The organism is Myxococcus xanthus (assembly GCF_006402735.1).
GTDB lineage: Bacteria > Myxococcota > Myxococcia > Myxococcales > Myxococcaceae > Myxococcus > Myxococcus xanthus_A.
The window spans coordinates 8909833-8930272 of record NZ_CP017174.1; the positions used below are offsets into that span (position 1 = coordinate 8909833).

Sequence of the window (20440 nt, forward strand, 5' to 3'; positions counted from 1 at the left end):
GCGTCACATCCAGAAGCCGCCCAGGTCCGTGGACTCGAGGACCTCGCGCGGCTGCACGGGCTCCCGGGCGCGCACGAGCAGCTGCCGCAGCTCCACGTCCGGCAACGGCCGGAAGTCGTCGTAGGCCTCCGACACGTCGCGCATCGCGGGCAGCACCTCCACGCAGTGCACCGCGTCCGCTTCCGGGCGCACCCGGGCCAGCCCGTGCGGGGTCCCCACAGGGACGCCCAGCACCAACCGGGCCGGGTGTTGCCGCCGCAGCACCTGGAGCGCGGCCATGGCCGTGGCGCCCGACACCAGCCCGTCATCCACCAGCAGCACCGTGCTGCCGCTCATCGAGGGCTCCGAAGTACCCCGCAGCCGCTGGACCTGATTGTCCACTTCCGAAGCCTCCGCCCGCGCCAGGCTCCGGGCCTCCACCTCCGGCAGACCCAGGCCCCGCAGCGCGTCCTGGTCCAGGTAGATGCCGCCCCCTTCCGACACCGCGCCCAGCACCGTCATCCGGCCCGGCACGTCAATGCGGCGGGAGACCCAGACGTCCAGTGGCGCCTCCATCGCGTGGGCCACCTCGTACGCCACGCGGAGCCCGCCTCGCGCCAGGCCCAGCACACGCACCTCGCCGCCCCGGTAGGGCAACAGCCGCGCCGCCAGCCGGCGGCCCGCATCTGCTCGGTCCCGAAAGCGCATTGCGTTCTTCCTCCTTCCCACAAAGAAGTCACGAGGCCCGCGACTGGCGGCGGAGGGCCATGCGGGGGCCGTCCCGGAGGGATGCTCGCGGGGGGACCGCCGGGGACGCGCCGTCCGACCGGCAGGCGCGCTAGGGTGCGGTCCATGGACCCTGTCCTCCTTGTTGGCACGGCGAGCCCCCACCTGGGGCGCGCGCTCGGGCAAGCCCTGGGCGTAGCGCCCGCTGACTGCCACTTCGAGCGTTTCCCCGACGGGGAAATGCACGTCGAGGTGCCCGAGCGGGTGCGCGGCCGCACCGTCATCCTGGTGCAGTCCACGACGCCACCCGCGGGCGAGCACCTGCTGGAGTTGCTGCTGATGGCGGACGCGTGCTGGCGCATGGGGGCCGCCCGCCTGGAAGCCGTGGTGCCCTACCTGGGCTACGCGCGGCAGGACCGGCGCGCCAGGCCAGGGGAGGCCCTGGGCGGCCGGCTGGTGGCAGACCTGCTGTCACAGGGCCGCTTCGCGCGCGTGCTGGTGGTGGACCTGCACAGCCCCGCGCTGGAAGGCTGCTTCGGCGCGCCGCTGGAGCACCTCACCTCGCTGCCCCTGCTGGCGGACGCGCTGCGCGAACATGTCACCGACACCTCCGTGGTGGTGGCGCCGGACCTGGGCGCGGTGAAGCGCGCGGAGGCCCTGGCGCGGCTGCTGAACCGGCCGTGGGCGGTGATTCACAAGGTGCGGCTGAGCGGAGACGAGGTCCACGCCAGCGGGCTGATGGGCGAGGTGCGGGGACGCCGCCCGATTCTGGTGGATGACATGGTGTCCACCGGTGGCACCCTGGCCGCCGCCGCGGGCACCCTGCGCGACGCGGGCTGCACGGAGGACTTCACGGTGGCGACGACCCACGCCCTGCTGGTGGGCCCCGCCGTGGAGCGCCTGCGCAACCTGCCACTCACCCGGCTGGTGAGCACCGACAGCGTGGAGCCTGTCCTGGGGCTGCCGTTCCAGCACCAGGTGGTGACGCTCGCGCCCCTGGTGGCCCGGGCTCTGCGGCCCTGACGGCCAGCGGACACTTCCCGCGCCCAGGCCCTGCCCGCCCGAGGGGGCCTGGACTGCTCGACAGCACCGATAGCCAGGGTGTGGGGTGCCATTCTCCCGCCCCAACGCACGGAGTCGGTTAGGCTCCCCGGCACCATGTCTGACACGCTGCTGACGAAGCTCGACTCGGGGGTCCTCACCCTCACCTTCAACCGGCCCGAGAAGAAGAACGCCTTCACGCATGCCATGTACGAGGCGGCCACCCGCGCGCTGAAGGACGCGGAGGGCAACGTCGACGTGCGCGCGGTGCTGCTCACCGGTGCGGGCAACGTCTTCACCGCCGGCAACGACATTGGCGACTTCATGGAGCACCCGCCCGCGGGCGAGGACAGCGCCGTGTTCCGCTTCCTGCGCGCGCTGGTGGACGCGGACAAGCCGGTTCTGGCGGCGGTGGACGGCCCGGCGGTGGGCATCGGCACGACGATGCTGCTGCACTGTGACTACGTGGTGGCCAGCGAGCGCGCGCGCTTCCACATGCCCTTCGTCCAGCTGGGGCTGTGCGCGGAGGGCGCCAGCAGCCTGCTCATCCCCAGGACGGCGGGCTTCGCGGTGGCCAGCGAGCTGCTGCTCTTCGGCGAGCCCTTCGACGCGGCCACAGCGCTGCGCGCGGGCATCATCAACAAGGTGGTGCCGGACGCCAGCCTCCAGCAGGTGGCCACCGAGCGCGCCACCACGCTGGCCTCCCGCCCCGCCGAGGCGGTGCGCGTGACGAAGCGGCTGATTCGCGAGCCCCTGCGCGCCCAGATTCGCGAGACGCTGGCCCGAGAGGGCGGCGAGTTCATCCAGCGCCTCCAGTCCGCCGAGGCGCAGGAAGCCTTCATGTCCTTCATGTCCCGCGGCCGGAAGTAGGGCCTAGCGGAACATCCGGGCCCGGACACCCCCCATAAGGGATGCCGGGCCCGGCCGCCCGCGCGACTACCGCGACGTGGGTGCCTGCGGCGGACGTGGCGGGGTGCCCTTCGCGAGGAAGGATTCGACGCTGGCCGCCTGCGTCTTCTTCAGCGCGATGCACTGGTCCACGATCTCCAGCACCTGCGCCAGCAGCCGGGGGCCACCCGGCGCCTTCGCGCTGCGCGCGGAGAAGAAGTCCTCCACCTGCTGACGCTTGCCCGCATCGCAGAAGTTGCTGCCGATGTAGGCCATGCGTCCGGCGACATCGAGGGGCAGCAGCGCCTCGGGTGAGTCCCCCACCAGCCGGTCGTAGTTCTCCTTCACGAAGTCGAAGGCCACGTCCTGGGTGCGCAGGCCCTGCGAGGCCGCGAACGCCATCCACACCGTCTCACGCGGGTCCAAGCCCTTCTCGAACACCAAGGCCAGGTTCTGCTTCACCAGCGCCGGGTCCGTGAAGCTGCTCAGCGCGCCGATGAGGTGCTGGCGCGTGCGCCGCTCCTTCTCCGAGCGCACCTCCGCGACGAGCTGCTCCCGGAAGGCCGCGTCGTTCTCGGTGGCGGCGAGGGCGAGCACCACGTCCACCATCTCCGGCGCCACCGCGCGCTTGTCCTTCATCCACTTGTTCGCGAGGGCACGCGCCTCCGCGAGCAGCTTCGGGTCCCTGCCGTCCCGTCCCGCCAGCCGCACCAGCCGGGGCCGGAGCAGGCGCGTGTCCTCGCTCTCGCCCTTGCGCGGGGCGAAGCCGAGTTGCCGCGCCCGGGGGCCGTAGGTCTCACGCAGGAAGCGGGCCCGGTCCTTCAGCTTCTCGTCCGGAAGCAGCCGCGAGCTGACCAACTCCAGCAGGTCCAGCGAGGCCAGGGTGACGACGCGGTCCGGCTCATTCGCCAGGCGGCTCGTCAGGGCCAGGGCCTCGGCGGCGGGAATTGCTCCGGCCAGGGCCAGCGCGCGCACGTCCGTCAGGAACGTCACCTGCTCGGTGCGCGACAGCCGCTTCATCCCGGACTTCGCCAGCTTCGCCGCCGCGTCCCCATCGAGCTGAACCCGGAAGTAGCCAGCGCCCTCCGCGTTGGGGAACACCCAGTCCGGGCACGTCTTCGCCTCGCTCAGGGCCACCTCCGCGCGCTCGCCCTCCAGCAGCGTGCAGGTCCGGGCCTCCTTGCCGCCCGCCGCGTACTCCACGCACACCGGCACCTTCCACGTCTGCGGGCCCGGCGACGCGGCCCCCAGTCGCAGGTAGCGCTGCTGCGTGAGCACCACCTTCGCGCCGTCCGCGCCGCACGCCAGCGACGCGGTGACGAGCGGCGCCCCGCTCTGGTCCAGGAAGGTCCCCAGCATGCCCGTCACGTCCTTGCCCGCCTCGGCGGACACGGCGTCCAGGAAGTCCTTCGCGGTGGCGTTTCCACCCGCGTGCTTGCGGAAGTAGCGCTGGATGCCGCGTTGGAAGACCTCCCGGCCCAGCCACTCCTCCGTCATGCTGAGCACCGCGGAGCCCTTGCCGTAGGTGATGCCATCAAAGGCGTTGTGAATGTCGTTGGCGCTCTCGATGGGCTGGCGGATGCGGCGCGCCGACAGGAGGCTGTCCGCGTCCAGGGCCCGGGCGCGGTCGTGCACACGCTCGACGGGGGCGTCCCAGGCGGGGCGCCACGTTTCGACGATGCGCGGAGTCATCCACGAAGCGAAGGCCTCGTTGAGCCACAGGTCATCCCACCACTGCATGGTGACCAGGTTGCCGAACCACTGGTGCGCCAGCTCGTGCACCTGCGTGTCGGAGAAGGCACGCTGGCGGCCCAGCGAGTCTTCCTCCGGCTTCGCGAGAATGAGGCGCGAGTTGAACGTCACCAGGCCCGGGTGCTCCATGGCGCCGCCCAGCAGCGGCACCGCCAGCACGTCCAGCTTCTCGTACGGGTACGGGATGCCGAAGTAGTCCTCCAGCGCGGCGAGGATTTCCGGCGTCACCTGCGCGGCGTAGGCGCCCTCCGCCGTGCGGCCGCGCGGGGTGATGATGCGCGTCTTCACCTTCTTCTGACCCGCGTCCGCGGCGGGGAGGAAGTCGAAGGGCCCCACGCCGAAGGCGATGAGGTAGCTGGGCAGCGGCTGCGTGCGCGCGAAGCGGTAGGTGCGGCCACCGTCCGGGCGCACCTCCTCCGACTCCTGCGGCGTGTTGGTGACGGCCACGACGCCCGCGGGCACGTGGAAGGTGAGCTGCCACGGCACCTTGAAGCCGGGCTCGTCGAAGGAGGGGAACACGCGGCGCGCGTCCACCGGCTCGAACTGGGTATAGATGTACCAGTCCCCGCCTTCATTGACGCGGAAGGCGCCGTCCGTCTCCTTCTCCGACGCGACGCCTTCATAGTTGATGACCAGTCTCGCCCGGCCGGCGGCCAGCGGCTTCGCCATAGAGAAGCCGAGGAAGTCCTCCTCGCCCTTCACGGGCGTCCCGATGAAGGCCGAACCGTTCTGGATGAACACGGCCCCCGTCACGTTGAGGCTCTTGGCGTGCAGCCACACCACGGACGTGGGCTTCGTCACGTCGAGCGTGATGTCCATCGCGCCCTGGAACGAGGACACCTTCGGGTCCAGCGTGAGAGCCACCTTGTAGCCGGTGGGGCGCACCTCCGTGGGCAGGCGCAGCTTCGGTGACGGCGGCGTGGCGGAGACGGCCTGTCGTGACGCCTGGGCCGAAGGGGGTTCAGCGGTGGCGGGAGGGTTCTGCCGGGCACCGCACGCACTGAGGAGGGCGACAGCGGCAAGTGCCGCTGGACGGAGCAGGTTGGGCATGGCGCGCAGTGTGTCCCATGCCGGGCGAGCAAGGTAGCGCGCAACAAGCAGGTGTGGCCTTGCCGTCATCTCCACTTCGAGGTGGAGTGCGTCACGTGTCCCAGATTGCGCCTGCATCCCCGCCCCCTGACTCACCCGCCGTGACGCAGAAGCTCCCGGCAGAGCACCTGCGCCGCATCGTCGGCACGCCACCCGGACGGGTGGTGGGATTCCTCACGCGCTTTGTCTGGGCGTTCTTGACGTGGCTGTCTCCGGAGTCGCGTGACGCGCTCGCTCGCTTCGTGGGCAACCTCGCATACAGGCTGGGTATCCGTCGTCGCGTGGCGTTGGAAAACCTGGCCATGGCGATGCCGGAGAAAAGTGACGCGGAGCGCCGGGAGATTGCGCGCGGCGCCTACATCAACATGTCGCGCGTGGTGCTGGAGTCGCTGCCCTCCGGCGACCGGCTGCCGCTGGACTGGGCCGAACAGGGCGTGGAAGGCGATGCGGCCTGGCAGGCGCTGAAGGCGCGCGTGGCCACGGGCAAGGGCGCGCTGATGGTGACGGCGCACTTCGGCAACTGGGAGCTGCTGGGGGACATGCTCATCCGCCATGGCATCCCGCTCGATGCACTGGTGCGTCCGCTGAAGGGCGCGCTCAACACGCGCATCGCGGAGAACCGCGTGAGAATCGGCGCGGGCCTCATCTATCCGCGAGGCGCCATCCAGGAAATCATCGACGCGGTGAATCGCGGCGAGTCCCCCTTCATGCTGCTGGACCAGGCGCTGCCGGCGAAGGGGGCGGCCTTCGTGCCCTTCTTCGGCAAGCTGGCCTCCACCACGCCGGCCATGGCGGTGGCGGCGGCGCGCACGGACGCCCCGGTGTTCGTGGTGATGAGCGTACGCAACGGCCGAGGCGGCGCCCGCTTCCGCATCGAAGTGGAAGGCCCCATCCTCCCGCCCGCGCCGGGTGAGTGCGCCGACCCGATTACGGAGCACACCGCGCGCGTGACGGCCGCGATGGAGCGCTGCATCCGCAAGTACCCGGACCAGTGGATGTGGCTGCACCGCCGCTGGAAGGTGCAGCCGCCACCGGAGGCCGCCCTGCCCGCCGGGACTACGCCACCACCGTCCGCTTCAGGTGCGCCCCCAGCCGGGTGACGACCTCGTAGTGAATCGTCTGGGCCCAGCCGGCCAGTGACTCGGCGGGCACGGACTCCTCGCCGTCGCGGCCCATCAGGGTGGCCGTCACGGGGCGCTCGTCGGACGTGGCGCGTGTCACGTCCACGATGAGGTGATTCATCATCACCCGTCCCAGCACCGGACACCGGCGGCCATTCACCAACACGTGCGCCTTGCCCGACGCGAGGCGCGGGTAGCCGTCGTAGTACCCCACCGGCAGCACCGCGATGCGCGTGGGCTCCGGACACCGGTACGTGCAGCCGTAGCCCACGTAGCTGCCCGCGGGCAGCCACTTCACCACCTGGCTGCGGCACCGCCACGACAGCACCGGCTTGAGCACCGGAACCTCGCCCAGCACCAGCCGCGCCGACAGCCGCGTCTCCGGCGACGGCCACAGCCCGTAGAGCGAAATCCCCACGCGCAGCGCCTCATAGCGGGCGCGGGGCAACACCAGCGTCGCGGCGCTCGCGGCGATGTGCCTTTGCAGCGGCCGGGCCGGCGCCAGTTGCTCGGAGAGGAACGCCAGCCCCTTCTCGAAGGCGTCCACCTGCGCCAATGCGTAGCCCTGCTCCGTCACGTCCTCCGTGTTGGCGAAGTGGCTGAGCGCGCCCACCACCTCCAGCACGTCGCGGGACTCCGAGAGGAAACGGGACTCCGTGGGCAGCCCCTCCAGCGTGAAGCCCTCGCGCCCCAGGCCGGTGTCGAGGTGGACGTGGACCCGCAGGGGGCGCTCCAGCTTCGCCGCGCGCAACACCGCCGCCGCGTCCGCCCAGCCACGGTCCGCCACCACCGCGTCCACGCCCTCGCGCGCCAGCACCACCGCCTCATCCGGCGCCACCGCGCCCAGGACGAGCACCTGCCGTGGCGCCAGTCCCCGTGCCCGCTCGTACTCCCGCACCTTCAGCGCGTCCTGCGGGGCAATGACATAGAGGAGGTCCACCTCGCCGTGGACCACGGGCAGCACCTGCGCCAGCCCGTGCCCATACGCGTTGCCCTTGAGCACCACTCCCAGGGCGCGCGGCGCCGCCCCCTGCCCCTCCAGGGCCCGGAACACGGCGACGTTGTGCCGCAGAGCGGACGCACTCAACTCCAGCCACGAGGAATGGACCGCGTCTCCTGGGCCACTGCCGATTGACTCCACGTTCACCTCCACCACGCTCGCAGCCATACCAGCAATGTGCGGGCCATGCGCCAGGCGCGGCCCGTATGCCACACCCGCCCGCGCGCGGAGCAGGCGGACGGCGGTGGCAACACCCCGGGTCCATGCCGCCTCGTTGCTGGAAGAGCCGCTGGGGAAGCATTGTCGGCCTTGACGGTTGAACCGCCCGGAGCGGTTTTCCGGAGGCAGTGCCATCGACTCGCGCGTGTCCCCCATGGACTTATCCCTGGCCCAGGCCTTCGTCGCGGCACGCGGTGGCACGGAGGCGTCTTCACCGGAGTCGCTGGCCCCACTCCAAGCACGGCTGGCCCAGGCCCTGGACATGGCGCGCGCGCCCTGGCCCGGGGTGGACCTGGAAGGCCGCCACTTCGTCAGTCACCTCGCCCGGCTGCTCCCCGGTGACGGCACTGCAGTGGAGACACTGAGCCTGCCGGACGTCTACCTCGCTCGCGCGGCGGCGGACGGGCTGCCCTCGGCGCTCTCCGCGTTCGAGGCGCGCTACCTCCCGGAGGTGAATCTCGCGGTGGCCCGGCTGAAGCTGCCGCCCTCGGGCCTGGACGAGGTACGCCAGCTCTTGCGTCAGCGCATGCTCGTGGGCAGCGCGGAGACACCGGCCCGGCTGGCGGCCTATCCGGGCACGGGCCCACTGAGTGGCTGGGTGCGCGCGGCGGCGCTGTGGCTCGCCCTAGACTGGCAGCGGCAGCGCGGCGGACCGGCGGACTCCACGGACGACGGCGACCTGTCGATGCTGGTGTCTCCCGAGGACGACCCCGAGCTGGCCTACCTCAAGCGCACGTACCGCGCCGAGTTCAGCGACTGCTTCTCCACCGCGCTCCTCGCGCTGGAGCCGCGCCAGCGCAACGTGCTGCGCCTCAAGTACCTGGACGGCCTGAGCATCGACCAGCTCGCCGCGCTGTATGGCGTGCACCGCTCCACCACGGCGCGCTGGGTGCTGGACGCGCAGGAATCCCTGCTCCAGCGGACGCGGCAACGGCTCACCGAGCGCCTGCGCCTCACGTCCTCCCAGCTCGACAGCGTGCTGCGCCTCATCTCCAGTCAGCTCGATGTGAGCCTCAGCCGCCTGCTGCGCTCGCGGATGAACGACTGACGCGCGCGTCCCATGGCCTGCTTGGATGAAAACACGTTCGTGGCGCTGCTGATGGGGGGCCTGCCTCCCGCGCGCGCGACGGAGGTGGATGCGCACCTGGATACCTGCTCCGCCTGCCGCCGCATGGTGGCCGAGGCCCTGCGGGCGCAGGCCCCCGACGACCACCCGCCCGGGGCCACCACCGTGCTGACGAACTCCCGGCCGCCCTCGGGAAAAGGGCCCTCGCTGGAGCGAGGCACCGCGGTGGGCCGCTACCTGGTGTTGGAGCGGCTGGCCTCCGGAGGCATGGGCGTCGTCTACAGCGCCTACGACCCGGAGCTGGACCGGCGCGTGGCGCTCAAGCTGCTGCGCGTCGCGGCCCTGGGCCTGGAGGCGGAGCAGGGCCGCGCACACCTGCTGCACGAAGCGCAGGCCATGGCGCGCGTCTCCCATCCGCACGTGGTGCCCGTCTACGACGTGGGCACCTTCGGGCCGCAGGTGTTCCTCACCATGGAGTTGGTGGACGCGCGGACGCTGCGCCCCTGGCTGAAGGACGCGCCTCGGACGTGGCGACAGGTGTTGGCGCTGTTCCTGGACGCGGGCCGGGGACTCGCGGCGGCGCACGCGGCGGGCGTGGTCCACGGGGACTTCAAGCCGGAGAACCTGCTGGTGGGCCAGGACGGCCGCGTGCGCGTCACTGACTTCGGGCTCGCGCGCAACGCCAATCCATTGGACGACGTGTCACCCCTGGCGGGAGGCACGCCCGCGTACATGGCCCCCGAGCAGATGGAGGCCCACGCGCCCGCGGATGCCCGAAGCGACCAGTTCGCCTTCTGCGTCACGCTGTACGAAGCCCTCTACGGCGAGCGCCCCTTCGCCGCCACCACCCCGCACGAACTGCTGACCGAGGTCCGCGCCGGCAAGGTGCGGCCCGCGCCCCGGGGCACACACGTCCCGCCCTGGCTGCGGCGCGTGCTGCTGCGGGGGCTGTCCGCCAGTGCCATGGGCCGGTACACGGACCTGAATGCCCTGCTGGTCGCGCTTCAGCACGACCCGGCCTCGCGCTGGAAGCGCTGGTTGCCCGCGGTGGGCGGCGTGGCGCTGCTGCTGCTGGCGGTGGGCCTTACCCACGCGGTGCACGCCAGCCGGGCACGGGCATGCCAGAGCGCCGACGAGGCCATGGCCTCGGTGTGGGGGCCGGAAGCGCAGCAGACCATCGAGTCCGCTTTCCTCGCGACGGGCAAGCCCTTCGCGCCCGCCGCATGGCTCCGCGTGCGGCGCACGTTGGATGCGTACACCGCGGAGTGGGCGTCGATGCGAACCTCCGCTTGCGAGGCCACGCGCGTGCGGGGTGAGCAATCCGAGCAGGTGCTCGCGCGGCGCATGCATTGCCTGGATGGACGGCTGGCGGAAGTGGCCGCCCTCACGCAGCTCTTCACCCGGGCGGACGCGGGCACCGTGGAGCTGGCCGCGCGCGCCGCGGAGGCCCTGCCGCCGCTGGGCAGGTGCTCGGACCTGGCGGCACTGGCGGCGCGTGAGCCCCAACCCACGGACGGCGCCTCTCTTGAACGGGCACGAGCGCTGGTGCGGGTGCGAGCAATGAAGGCCGCGGGCAAGTACACGGAGGCGGTGGCGCTGCTGGAGCCCGTGGTGAAGGCGGCGAAGGACGCGGATGACCGCCACGGCGGCGCGGACGCCCTGCTGCTGATGGGACAACTGCGGGAGGAGACGGGGCAGCCGCGCGACGCGGAGACCACCTACTTCGACGCCGTGTGGAACGCGGAGGCCGGACGCAACGACGTGACGGCCGCGCGCGCCTGGACGCGGCTGGTACATGCCTCCGGCTATGTGCTGAACCAGCACGCCCTGGGACACCGGTGGCGTGAGCGCGCGGAGGCCGCCATTGAACGGCTGGGCGGTGACGGCGTGCTGCGCGCGCAGCTCCAGGCCCGGGTTGGCGCGCTCCTCTTCGCGCAGGGGCGCTACACGGAGGCGGCCGAGCAGCAGGAGTCCGCCCTCTCGCGATTGGAAGCCACCTATGGGCCCGACAGCCTGGAGGTCACCGACGTCCGGCTGGAGCTGGGTGCCACGCGCATGGCGCAACTGCGCGCCGACGAGGCGATGCGGCTCTTCGAACAGGCGCTGAGCACGCGCCGCGCGGCCCTGGGGCCCAGCCATCCGGACGTGGCACGTGCCCAGCTGGAGCTGGCCTATGCGCACTGGCGCAGGTCTGACGTCGAACAGGTGGAAACCCTGGCCCGCGGCGCGCTGGAGGTCTTCGAGCGCGCGCTCGGCCCCGAGCACCCGGATGTCGCCTCCGCCATCAATCCCCTGGCCGCGGCCCTCCAACGGATGAACCGCTCCGATGAGGCGCTGCGGCTCCAGGAGCGCGCGCTGGACATCGCGCTCAAGGTCGAAGGCGCGGACGGCGCGGGGGCGCTCATCACCCTGGGCAACCTGGCCACGTTGATGGCGCGTGCCGGCCGCTCCGAAGAGGCCCTGACCCGCTTCCACACCATGCTCGCGCCGCTGGAGCAGCGGCTGGGCGCCCAGCATCCCTACGTGGCCCAGACGCTGCGGGCCACGGGCAAGCTTTTGATGATGGACCAGCGCTACACCGAAGCCCTGCCCTACCTCGAGCGCGCCCGCGCCATCCTCGATGCGCGCGAGGACGATGCCTACGGCTACCGGACGGGGACGCTGATGGACCTGGGCCGCACGCTGCTGGCGCTGCACCGGCCGCTTCAAGCCGCCGAACTCCTGGAGCGGGTGGTGGCCAGCGGAGCCCGGTCGCCGCAGGCGCCCAGCGAGCAGGCACGCGCGCGTTTCCTTCTGGCACAAGCGCTCTGGGACGCGAAGCGGGACCGGCCCCGCGCGCTTCAGTTGGCGGACGAAGCCCGTGAGTCATTGGTGACGCTGGGGACGTCAGGGCAGGAGGCGCTGGAGGAAGTGGATGCCTGGCGGGCACGCCTGCCCAGGCCCACACACATTCCCGCCGCGCGAGCCCCCTGAATGCCTGACATCCGACAGAGGGTTTCCGGATAGATGCAAAGCGCATTAAAGGGAGGGCGGATGCGAACGCTCTTCATTGGAGACGTGCACGGGTGCGCGGAGGAGCTGGACGCGCTGCTGACGCAGTGCGCCTGGCGGCCGGACGACCGCGTGGTGCTGGTGGGAGACCTGGTGGCGAAGGGCCCGGACTCCGCCGGTGTGGTGCGCCGTGCGCGTGAGAAGGGCTTCCTGGCGGTGCGGGGCAACCATGACGCCCACGTGTTGCGATGGCACGCCGGCCGGGGGCCGCGCGGCAAGAAGCTGAAGCCCGAGCATCAGCAGGTGCTGGACACCCTGACGCCCGAGGACTGGGCGTGGCTGGAGTCCCAGCCGCTGTACCGCTTCTTCCCTGAACTGAACGTGGTCGCCGTGCACGGCGGGTTGGTGCCAGGCGTACCGCTGGAGGCACAGAAGGAAGACGAGCTGCTCAACCTGCGCAGCATCCTGCCGGATGGGACGCCGTCGAAGCGCGTGGACGCGGGCGCGCCCTGGGCCAGCCTGTGGCAGGGGCCAGAGCTGGTCATCTTCGGCCACGACGCCATGCGGGGCATCCAACGGCACCCGCATGCGGTGGGGCTGGACTCCGGCTGCGTGTACGGCGGCAAGCTCTCCGCCTACGTGATGCCGGAGGGCCGCCTCGTGTCCGTCCTGGCGAAGCGCGCCTACGTGGACGTGGACGCCTCCTAGAAGAAGGAAGCGTCCACGCGCGTCATCACGTCGCCGGGGGCCGCACCACCAGCACGGGCCGGTCCGTGCGCAGCAGCAGGGACTGCGTCACCGAGCCCAGTACGGCGCGCTTCCAGCCCGACCGCCCATGCGTGCCCATGACGATGGCGCTCGCGCCCAGCCGCTCGGCCGTCTGCGCCAGCGTGGCCACCACGTCCTTGCTGCCGGGGATGATGTTCAGCCGCGCGTTCCGGTCATTCGCGCTCTTGGGGACGAGCGCCGAGAGTTGCTCGCGCATCTGGGCCTCCTCCTCGAGTGACGGCTTCGATTCCGTGGCGTGCACCAGGTGCACCGTGCCGCCCGGAGCCGTCAACGCGAAGGCATGGGCCACCGCGCGGTTGCCCGTCTCCGAGAAGTCCGTGGCCACCATCACCTCACGGTACTCCGGCAGCGGTGTGTCCGTGCCCACCGTCATCGCCTGCGCGGGCACGCACACCACGGACATCCGCGCCAGCCGCAGCGCATGGCGCGATACACTCCACAGCCGCCCCAGCGCGCGCCGGTGGTGCGTGCCCACCACCAACAGGTCCGCGTGCTCCTGCTCGGCCAGGTCCACCAGGTGGTCGGCGATGCGTCCCACGCCCACCTCCACGCGAGAGCGCACGGGCGTTCCGCCCTGGGCCAGCGGAGCCAGCAACTCCGCGCTCTCCCGCTCCAGCACCTGCTGCAGCTCGGGGAGGGCCTCACCGTAGGCCAAGGCATGCCGCAGCCCCAGGCGGCGGGCTTCCTCCTCGGGCCAGTAGACGCGTCCGCCCATCACGTCCACCCGGCCACCCTTGCTCAACGTCAGCACCCAGTCGCGCGCCGCCTCGAAGGGCAGCGAGCGGTCCACGCCGAGGAACACCTTCAGGGGCCGCTCGCCCCGGACCCACGCCTCCAGCGGTGCAGGGTCGCGCATGACGAGCAGGGGCACCGTCAGCGACTGCGCCATCCGGTCCACCGTGCCACCCTCGCCCCCGAAGGGCGATTCGTCCGCGGCTCGCGATGCCACCACCAGCGAGGCACCCTGCTCCCGGCAGAACCCCTCCAGCATCACCGCCGGCTCGCCGGTGAGGAGCACGGGCTCCACCTTCACACCCAGCTGCTCCAGACGCTTCGTCTCGTCGCTCAGCACCGCCTCGGCGGACCCCAACAGGGCCTTGCCGAAGGCGCGCACGGAGTCGGGGTTGAGGACATGAACCAGCCACAGGGACGTACCGGCCTTGCGAGCCAGCTCCGCGGCCAGCGTGGAGGCCCGCCGCGCGGTGTCGGAGAAGTTGGTGGCGCAGACAATGGACATGACAGCTCCAGGTTCGAGTGGGGCGTGGAGTGGAAATCAACGCGCGCGGAGCACCTGCTCGGCGCGCACCTCGTTCACCAGGGGCTCGCCACGTTCGAAGGCCTGGAGGCTCGCCAGCGTCGTCTCGGCGATGTTGGCGAGCGCCTCATGGGTGAGGAAGGCCTGATGCGACGTGACGAGCACGTTCGGAAAGGTGAGCAGCCGCGCCAGCACGTCATCCTGGAGCACCTGCCCGGAGAGGTCCTGGAAGAAGACGCCCTCCTCTTCTTCATACACATCCAGTCCGGCCCCGCCGATGTGGCCGGACTTGAGCGCGGCGACCAACGCCTTGCTGTCGATGAGCGCGCCGCGGCCGGTGTTGACGAGCATCACGCCCCGCTTCATCCGCGCCAGCGCCGCCGCGTCCACCAGGTGTCGCGTGCCCGGCGTCAGCGGGACATGCAGCGTGAGGATGTCCGACTCGGCGAAGAGCGTGTCGAGCGGTGCGTAGCGCACGCCCAGCTCGCGCTCGAAGGCCGCGTCCGGCGCCACGTCGTAGCAGAGCACGTTGCAACCAAAGCCCTTGAAGATGCGCGCCGCCACGCGGCCGATGCGGCCCGTGCCCACCACGCCCACCGTCTTGCCGGCGAGGTCGAAGCCCACCAGCCCGTCGAGCGAGAAGTTCCAATCACGCACGCGTAAGAAGGCGCGCGGGATGTGGCGGTTGAGGGACATCACCAATGCCACCGCGTGCTCGGCCACCGCGTGGGGTGAGTACTCCGGCACGCGCGTGACACGCATGCCCAGCCGCCGCGCCGCTTCGAGGTCCACGTGGTTGTAGCCCGCGGAGCGCGCCGCCACGAGCCGCACCCCGCCCGCGTGCAGCACCTCCAGCGTGGCCGCATCCACCTTGTCGTTGACGAAGGAGCACACGGCGGGAAAGCCCTCCGCCAGCGGCGCCGTCTGGAGCGTCAGCCGTGGCTCGAAGTAGGTAAGCGCATGTCCGAAACGTGCGTTGGCGGCCTCCAGCGCGTCCCGGTCGTATCGGTGTGTGTCGAAGACAGCCACCCGCATGCCTGCTCCCCTGCTCGGCGAGTCTATTTTCGCCGCGTACCGCCAGCGTCAATGCAAGGCCTGCTCCATGCAGCCCCCAGGCCGTGGGCCCTCGACAGCCGCGCAAAAGATGCGCAGCCAGGGGGCGCGCGGCAAAAGCTGCACGAACGGCGGACGCCCGCTCGCCCGGCAGCGGACTCGCGGGAGCGCGCGTCGAGGCCAGGGCCTAGCTTGAGTCTGAGGCGCCAGTGCCCCCCCTTTCGAGCGGAGCCCCCGACATGAACTGGCCGGAAGACACCGCGCTGCTGACGGACCTCTACCAACTGACGATGACGGAGGCCTATCTCGAGGAGGGAATGTGGGACGAGGCCGTGTTCAGCCTCTTCGCGCGCAAGCTCCCGCCCCGGCGTAACTACCTGCTGGCGGCGGGGCTCGACGATGCGCTGAGGTACCTGGAGCAGCTGCGCTTCGGCGCGGAGGCGCTGGACTGGCTGGCGTCTCAAGGCCGCTTCTCAAATCGGCTGCTCGGGTGGCTCGAACGCTTCCGCTTCAGTGGTGACGTGGACGCCGTCGCGGAGGGCACGCCGGTGTTCGCCGCGGAGCCCCTGCTGGAGGTCCGCGCGCCCCTGCCGGAGGCGCAACTGGTGGAGACGTACCTCCTCAACCAGGTGCACTTCCAGACGACCGTGGCCTCGAAGGCCGCGCGTGTGGTGACCGCCGCCGCGGGGCGCCACGTCATGGAGTTCGGCTTGCGGCGCTACCACGGCACGGACGCCGGGCTGAAGGTGGCGCGCGCGGCGTACGTGGCGGGCGTGGACTCCACCTCCAACGTGCTGGCGGGGAAGGTGTATGGGATTCCGCTCGCCGGCACCATGGCGCACAGCTACGTGCAGGCGCACGACGACGAACTCAAGGCGTTCCGCGCCTTCGTTGGCGTCTATCCAAACGCCACGCTGTTGGTGGACACCTACGACACGCTGCGCGGCGTGCAGCACGTCATCCGGCTGGCGCGGGAGCTGGGCGAGGACTTCCAGGTGCGCTCCATCCGCCTGGACTCGGGAGATTTGCTCGCGTTGTCGAAGGCGGCGCGGGAGATGCTCGACGAGGCCGGCCTGGAGCAGGTGCGCGTGTACGCGAGCGGCGGGCTGGACGAAGACGCCGTGGCGAGACTGGTGGCACGCGGAGCGCCCATCGACAGCTTCGGCGTGGGCACGGCCATGGGCGTTTCGTCGGACGCGCCCGCGCTGGACATGGCCTACAAGCTGGTGGCGTACGCGGGGCGGCCCCGCGTGAAGCTGTCATCGGGGAAGCTGCTGCTCCCGGGCGCGAAGCAAGTCTACCGGCGGGAGGTGGACGGCGTGGCGCGCGGCGACGTGCTCACGTGCAGGCAGGACGCGGCGCCCGGAAGGCCATTGCTCCAACCGGTGATGCGCGGAGGACAGCGGTTGCCCGAGGCCTCACCGACGCTCGAGGACATCCGCGAATACACACGACGCGAAGTCTCACGGCTGCCGCCCGAGATTCGCGCCCTGTCGCCTGCCCAGCCGCCCTACCCGGTGGAGCTGGGACAGGCGCTGCTGCGGGCCCGCGAGCACGAAGTGGAGCTGTGGTCCGCGGCGACGTGAGCCGCGGTGATGCGCACGGGCACGGAGTCCCTTGTCGGCATTTCTCCAAGGCGGTAGGCAACGCCATGGCGACCAAGAAGACCGCTCCACCACGAGCCTCCGCGGCGAAAGCGAAGAAGCCAGGCAAGGCGCCGCCTGTCTCCATTGAGACCGCGTGGCAGGACCTGGAAGCGAAGCTGCGGAACACCTTGGGACAGAACGCCGCGGGCCAGCACCCGGCGGACCTGGAACCCATGCACATGACCTTCGAGCATGCGCCCGACCTGAGCTCGCTCCTTCCGGAGAACTATCAGCGCTTCGTCGAGGCCTTGGGCTACCGCTGGGTGTCCACCGGAAAGAAGGGCCTGTCCTTCCTGCCCCCGCGCTGGCGCCTCCAGGCCTCACAAGGCATGGGCGACCCAGGCCGGCAGTGGACGACCGTCCGGGAAGAGCGTGAGGCGGGACAGCACACCTACCGCTTCGTGATGTTCGCGTCCGAGGACCTCAATGACGTCAACGGCTACTGCTTCGGCAGGAGCGCGCACGACGACGCGCTGGTCGTCTGGTCCGTGGAAGACAGCCTGCCCACGCTCGAACTGGGGCCCTTCTCACCATGGCTCACCAAGAAGCTCGCGGCGCTGAGCAAGGGCGCCTCCACGAAACCGAGCGGCAAGAAGGTCCCTTCGCTGGGCGATCCGCTGGGCCTGATGCAGGAGTCTCTCGGTGAAGCCACCGCGAAGGCCCGCGACCAGGGAGCCGCGGCCATCCTGGGCACCTTCCCCCGGGACACGAAGGACATCTTCCTCATGGGGCGGAAGCTCGGCGTCGTCCCGGAGCTGATCGGCGAGTTCTCCGAGCTGGAGCGCCTGACACTGAAGCACGCACAACTGACGCAGGTGTCCGGCGCGCTGAGCCGGCTCACGAAGCTGAAACAACTCGACCTCGCCTGGAACCCGAAGCTGGAGACGCTTCCCCCCGAGCTCGGACAGTTGGAGGGACTGGAATCCCTCAACCTGGACAACACCGGCGTCCGCGCGCTCCCGGAGGCGGTGGGCCAGCTCACGCGCTTGAGGTACCTGGGCCTCAAGGCCACGCCCATGACGACCCTGCCGCCATGGCTGTCCCGGATGAGCAGCCTCAAGAACCTGGACCTCTACCAGACCTCCCTTCCGCCAGAGGAAGTCGAGGCCCTGAGACAGGCGCTCCCCGAATGCAACGTGGGCTTCCGGACTTGAAGTGCGAACCCACCAGGAAGGCAAGCGAGGAGGTCCAAATGACCCCGGTGCGCCTTTCGGGTACTCCTGGGGTGGCTTCCTCTGAGGCCCAACCATCTGCCATGGTGGAGGGCCGTTTTTTCTCGCTGGAGCGCAACATGAGTCTCCGTCTCGGCCCTGCCGTCATCCTTGGCTCGGCGCTGCTTCTGGGCAGCGCCTGCAAGAAGTCTGAGGACCCCGCCCCCGAGGCTCCCGCCACTCCACCTCCGGCCCCCACCGAGCCCGCGCCTGGCTACACGCTGTCCTTCCTCGAAGCCGCGTCGCCCTCGGGCTGTACCTGGATTCGCCATGAGTCGTCGGGCACACGCAAGCCGCTCGCCACCGTGGACGCGGTGTGCGAGCGGCTCAAGCTGGCCTGGGGGCCGCGTGGCCGACAGGGCCTGGTGGTGGACCGGGGCAACGGCGAGCTGCCCCCGCGCGCCTGGCAGGTGGACTTCGAATCCGGCCAGAGCACCCGGCTCTTGCTGCCCGAGCTCGGCCACACCGACACGCTGGGCTTCGACGAAGCGGGCCACGTCGTCGCGCTGGTGTCGCAGCTGGAGGACCTGCCGCGGAAGATGGAGAGCGGCCGTGAGTACTTCCTCTTCGACGGCAAGCGCTTCCTCCTCCCGGAGGCGGAAGGCAGCCCGGGCCTGGCGCACGCGTATCGCCACGAGGCCGGCCAGTGGAAGCACCTGGAGACGGTGGCCACGCTGTACGAGATGGACGGCGCCCTGGGCACGGAAGCCCTGGCCACGGCCAGCCGGCTGACGTCCTCCACCTTCAGCCAGGACGCGGACCGGCTCTCCGAGTCGGAGTTGGAGGAAGGCAACGAAGACGCGGCCCGGCTGGACGCGGTGGTGAAGGACCGGGGCCACACGGCCTACGGCATGTGGGTCTCCATGGAGACACACCAGGGTCCGCTCTACGCCTGGGAAGCCGCGGGCGAGCTGCCCACGCTCATGCTCCCGCTGCGCTGGGAGGTGAACGACCGGCTGGTGGAGCCTGAGCAACTGGCGCTCGCGCCCACGTCGGCCGTGGCGCTGCGGATGCGCGGACGCCTGCTGCTGGTCTCCGCCGAGCAGGCCGCCCGCGTCTACGACGCGAAGACGAAGAAGCGCATCGCCGCGTTGGAGAACATCCACGGCACGCGCTTCTGGCCCCAGCAGCGAACCGTCACCGCCTCGGCGCCCGCCAGCACGGTGACGGAGCCGTAGCGCCCGCGCGGCGCACTACCCGCCGATACCGGCGGCCGCGCCCACGACCGCCATCACCGCGTAGGCGGCGAAGAACAGGCCACAGGAGAGCAGCGGCGCCGCCAGGGCACCCACCGCCGCGGTGCCCCAGCTCGTGCGGTGCATGCTCCGGTACGCGAAGATGCGCAGCCCTAGAGCCCACAGGGGCGCGCCGTACATGCCACAGAAGGGAATCAGGCCCATCAGGTAGGGCGACAGCGACAGGGCGTTGGCGCGCAGGGTGACCTCGAAGGGCTGACCGGTGCCGTCCATCCGGAACACGAGGTGGTCCAGCGCGGAGTTGATGAGCGCGACGAGCATGCCCATGACGGGCGCCATCACCATCATCGCTCCGAACATCCCGACCCCGACCAGCCGGAACCCGCGCGGGGAGACGTTGTCGCCCTCCATCATCTCACGCGGGATGGCGAAGATGAGGGCCAGGTAGAAAAGCGCCGTGGTGAAGGAGGCGGCCAGGTTGGACAGCGCCGCGAAGCCCAGGGAGCTGCCCACCGAACCCTCCGGCCGCGCGCGCTCGAAGGTGGCCGTGGGACGCAGCATCACCGCCACACACGTCTGCCAGTACGCCCGCAGCGTCCCCAGCTCATCGCGCCGGTCCCACGGCAGGGCATCCGCGGGCACGCGGTCATGACACGCGGCGCACAGGGGCTCGTCCCGTGGCCCCTTCCGCAGGCACTGCGCGCACGCGAAGCTGCCGCACCGGCCACACGCATGCAGGCTGAGCAGCTCCGGGTGGACGGCACACACGGGGTCGGAAGAGCCTGGCGTGGCCTCCTGCAGAAGAGACGCGCCGCACCACGCGCAGCTCTGCGCGCCTGGGACGACGAAGGCCTGACAACGGGGACACGGGATGCGCATACGTGCCCCCATTCTCGCACGGGTGCCCACCGGGAAGCCCGGGGGTCGGCGTCATGCTTTCGCCCCACCCCACTCACGCTTAAGAGGAGAGCCCATGCACATGCCCGGACTTGTCTCCCTCCTCCTGCTGTCCGCGCCCGCCCTGGCCGCCGAGCCCACGACGCAGGACAAGGCAGCAGTCGAAGCCGAATTCCAGCGCAACCTGGAGGCCGTCGAGAAGAACATGGACCGCGGCACGCCCATCCCCTGCGGCAACCCGCCGATGCGCCCCGAGCGAATCAAGGGAGAGGACCTCCAGTTCGCCCCCTCGCCGCTCACCCGCACCAAGGCGACCACCTATCAGATCAGGTGCACCTTCAATCTCGACGGGACGGCCACCGACTGCCTGATGCTCACGCCCGGAGTGGGCCTGGACGCGAAGAACCGGGAGACCATCAAGCAGTGGCGCTTCAAGCCGGCCCTCTACAAGGACAAGCCCATCGCGACGACCTGCACCGTGTTCGGCAAGCTGACGCCACGTCCCGCGAACTGAGCCGCCT

16 protein-coding genes are annotated in these 20440 nt (G+C 70.9%); 10 read left to right on the forward strand and 6 right to left on the reverse strand.

Features of this window, described 5'->3' with window-relative positions; all coding sequences use genetic code 11:
- Nucleotides 1–3: 3 nt before the first annotated feature.
- Nucleotides 4–687: a phosphoribosyltransferase gene (locus BHS09_RS39075; RefSeq protein ID WP_140796008.1), complete on the reverse strand. Its 684-nt coding sequence runs from the start codon at nt 685–687 to the stop codon at nt 4–6.
- A 135-nt stretch (nt 688–822) separates the two neighbouring features.
- Here BHS09_RS39075 and BHS09_RS36820 point away from each other — a divergent pair, with 135 nt between their 5' ends.
- Nucleotides 823–1728, forward strand: coding sequence for a ribose-phosphate diphosphokinase (locus tag BHS09_RS36820; RefSeq protein WP_140800403.1), 906 nt, complete (start codon nt 823–825; stop codon nt 1726–1728).
- 135 nt (nt 1729–1863) lie between these two features.
- Nucleotides 1864–2616, forward strand: a complete 753-nt coding sequence (locus BHS09_RS36825) for an enoyl-CoA hydratase (protein WP_140800404.1) — start codon at nt 1864–1866, stop codon at nt 2614–2616.
- A 66-nt stretch (nt 2617–2682) separates the two neighbouring features.
- On the opposite strand, the gene BHS09_RS36830 is transcribed toward BHS09_RS36825, so the two are convergent.
- On the reverse strand, nt 2683–5436 hold the full coding sequence (locus BHS09_RS36830; RefSeq protein ID WP_140800405.1) for a M1 family metallopeptidase: 2754 nt from the start codon (nt 5434–5436) through the stop codon (nt 2683–2685).
- 95 nt (nt 5437–5531) lie between these two features.
- Here BHS09_RS36830 and BHS09_RS36835 point away from each other — a divergent pair, with 95 nt between their 5' ends.
- Nucleotides 5532–6575 (forward strand): lysophospholipid acyltransferase family protein, encoded by a 1044-nt coding sequence (locus tag BHS09_RS36835; protein ID WP_174259389.1) that lies wholly within the window; start codon nt 5532–5534, stop codon nt 6573–6575.
- Here the strand turns inward: BHS09_RS36835 and alr are convergent.
- Nucleotides 6532–7764 (reverse strand): alanine racemase, encoded by a 1233-nt coding sequence (alr, locus tag BHS09_RS36840; RefSeq protein WP_140800407.1) that lies wholly within the window; start codon nt 7762–7764, stop codon nt 6532–6534. The two genes, BHS09_RS36835 and alr, sit on opposite strands and share 44 nt — an antisense overlap.
- 205 nt (nt 7765–7969) lie before the next feature.
- Between alr and BHS09_RS36845 the strand changes: the two genes are divergently transcribed.
- From BHS09_RS36845 to BHS09_RS36855, 3 genes are read left to right on the forward strand one after another with little or no spacing between them, the layout of a single operon-like run.
- Nucleotides 7970–8863, forward strand: a complete 894-nt coding sequence (locus BHS09_RS36845) for a sigma-70 family RNA polymerase sigma factor (protein ID WP_140800408.1) — start codon at nt 7970–7972, stop codon at nt 8861–8863.
- Nucleotides 8864–8875: 12 nt separating this feature from the next.
- On the forward strand, nt 8876–11854 hold the full coding sequence (locus tag BHS09_RS36850; protein WP_140796015.1) for a tetratricopeptide repeat protein: 2979 nt from the start codon (nt 8876–8878) through the stop codon (nt 11852–11854).
- A 60-nt stretch (nt 11855–11914) separates the two neighbouring features.
- Nucleotides 11915–12580, forward strand: a complete 666-nt coding sequence (locus BHS09_RS36855) for a metallophosphoesterase (RefSeq protein ID WP_140796016.1) — start codon at nt 11915–11917, stop codon at nt 12578–12580.
- A gap of 25 nt (nt 12581–12605) precedes the next feature.
- On the opposite strand, the gene BHS09_RS36860 is transcribed toward BHS09_RS36855, so the two are convergent.
- On the reverse strand, nt 12606–13898 hold the full coding sequence (locus BHS09_RS36860) for a universal stress protein (RefSeq protein ID WP_140796017.1): 1293 nt from the start codon (nt 13896–13898) through the stop codon (nt 12606–12608).
- Between the two features lie 36 nt (nt 13899–13934).
- The gene (locus BHS09_RS36865) at nt 13935–14951 is read right to left on the reverse strand and encodes a 2-hydroxyacid dehydrogenase (RefSeq protein WP_140796018.1); all 1017 of its coding nucleotides are present in this window, start codon (nt 14949–14951) and stop codon (nt 13935–13937) included.
- A gap of 257 nt (nt 14952–15208) precedes the next feature.
- On the opposite strand from BHS09_RS36865, the gene BHS09_RS36870 reads away from it, so the two are divergent.
- The 3 genes from BHS09_RS36870 (at nt 15209) to BHS09_RS36880 (ending at nt 19004) form a co-directional block, all read left to right on the forward strand.
- Entirely contained in the window at nt 15209–16555 is a 1347-nt protein-coding gene (locus BHS09_RS36870) for a nicotinate phosphoribosyltransferase (RefSeq protein ID WP_140796019.1), read from the forward strand.
- Nucleotides 16556–16620: 65 nt separating this feature from the next.
- Complete coding sequence (locus tag BHS09_RS39800) at nt 16621–17769, forward strand: leucine-rich repeat domain-containing protein (protein ID WP_237077826.1); 1149 nt, start codon at nt 16621–16623, stop codon at nt 17767–17769.
- Nucleotides 17745–19004, forward strand: coding sequence for a hypothetical protein (locus BHS09_RS36880; RefSeq protein WP_140796020.1), 1260 nt, complete (start codon nt 17745–17747; stop codon nt 19002–19004). The genes BHS09_RS39800 and BHS09_RS36880 overlap by 25 nt, the downstream gene beginning before the upstream one ends.
- A gap of 15 nt (nt 19005–19019) precedes the next feature.
- Here the strand turns inward: BHS09_RS36880 and BHS09_RS36885 are convergent, their stop codons facing one another.
- Nucleotides 19020–19790 (reverse strand): YIP1 family protein, encoded by a 771-nt coding sequence (locus BHS09_RS36885; RefSeq protein WP_237077827.1) that lies wholly within the window; start codon nt 19788–19790, stop codon nt 19020–19022.
- Nucleotides 19791–20001: 211 nt separating this feature from the next.
- Between BHS09_RS36885 and BHS09_RS36890 the strand changes: the two genes are divergently transcribed.
- A complete protein-coding gene (locus BHS09_RS36890; protein WP_237077828.1) occupies nt 20002–20433 on the forward strand; it encodes an energy transducer TonB in 432 nt (143 codons plus the stop codon).
- Nucleotides 20434–20440: the final 7 nt, after the last annotated feature.

Excerpts from the sequence above, each read along its gene's own strand:
- BHS09_RS36855 (WP_140796016.1), top strand. The coding sequence starts at position 11,915 with ATGCGAACGCTCTTCATTGGAGACGTGCACGGGTGCGCGGAGGAGCTG.
- BHS09_RS39800 (WP_237077826.1), top strand. The coding sequence starts at position 16,621 with ATGGCGACCAAGAAGACCGCTCCACCACGAGCCTCCGCGGCGAAAGCG.
- BHS09_RS36880 (WP_140796020.1), top strand. The coding sequence starts at position 17,745 with ATGCAACGTGGGCTTCCGGACTTGAAGTGCGAACCCACCAGGAAGGCA.
- BHS09_RS36845 (WP_140800408.1), top strand. The coding sequence starts at position 7,970 with ATGGACTTATCCCTGGCCCAGGCCTTCGTCGCGGCACGCGGTGGCACG.
- BHS09_RS36860 (WP_140796017.1), bottom strand. The coding sequence starts at position 13,898 with ATGTCCATTGTCTGCGCCACCAACTTCTCCGACACCGCGCGGCGGGCC.
- BHS09_RS39075 (WP_140796008.1), bottom strand. The coding sequence starts at position 687 with ATGCGCTTTCGGGACCGAGCAGATGCGGGCCGCCGGCTGGCGGCGCGG.
- BHS09_RS36825 (WP_140800404.1), top strand. The coding sequence starts at position 1,864 with ATGTCTGACACGCTGCTGACGAAGCTCGACTCGGGGGTCCTCACCCTC.
- BHS09_RS36890 (WP_237077828.1), top strand. The coding sequence starts at position 20,002 with ATGCCCGGACTTGTCTCCCTCCTCCTGCTGTCCGCGCCCGCCCTGGCC.
- BHS09_RS36865 (WP_140796018.1), bottom strand. The coding sequence starts at position 14,951 with ATGCGGGTGGCTGTCTTCGACACACACCGATACGACCGGGACGCGCTG.
- alr (WP_140800407.1), bottom strand. The coding sequence starts at position 7,764 with ATGGCTGCGAGCGTGGTGGAGGTGAACGTGGAGTCAATCGGCAGTGGC.
- BHS09_RS36870 (WP_140796019.1), top strand. The coding sequence starts at position 15,209 with ATGAACTGGCCGGAAGACACCGCGCTGCTGACGGACCTCTACCAACTG.
- BHS09_RS36850 (WP_140796015.1), top strand. The coding sequence starts at position 8,876 with ATGGCCTGCTTGGATGAAAACACGTTCGTGGCGCTGCTGATGGGGGGC.
- BHS09_RS36830 (WP_140800405.1), bottom strand. The coding sequence starts at position 5,436 with ATGCCCAACCTGCTCCGTCCAGCGGCACTTGCCGCTGTCGCCCTCCTC.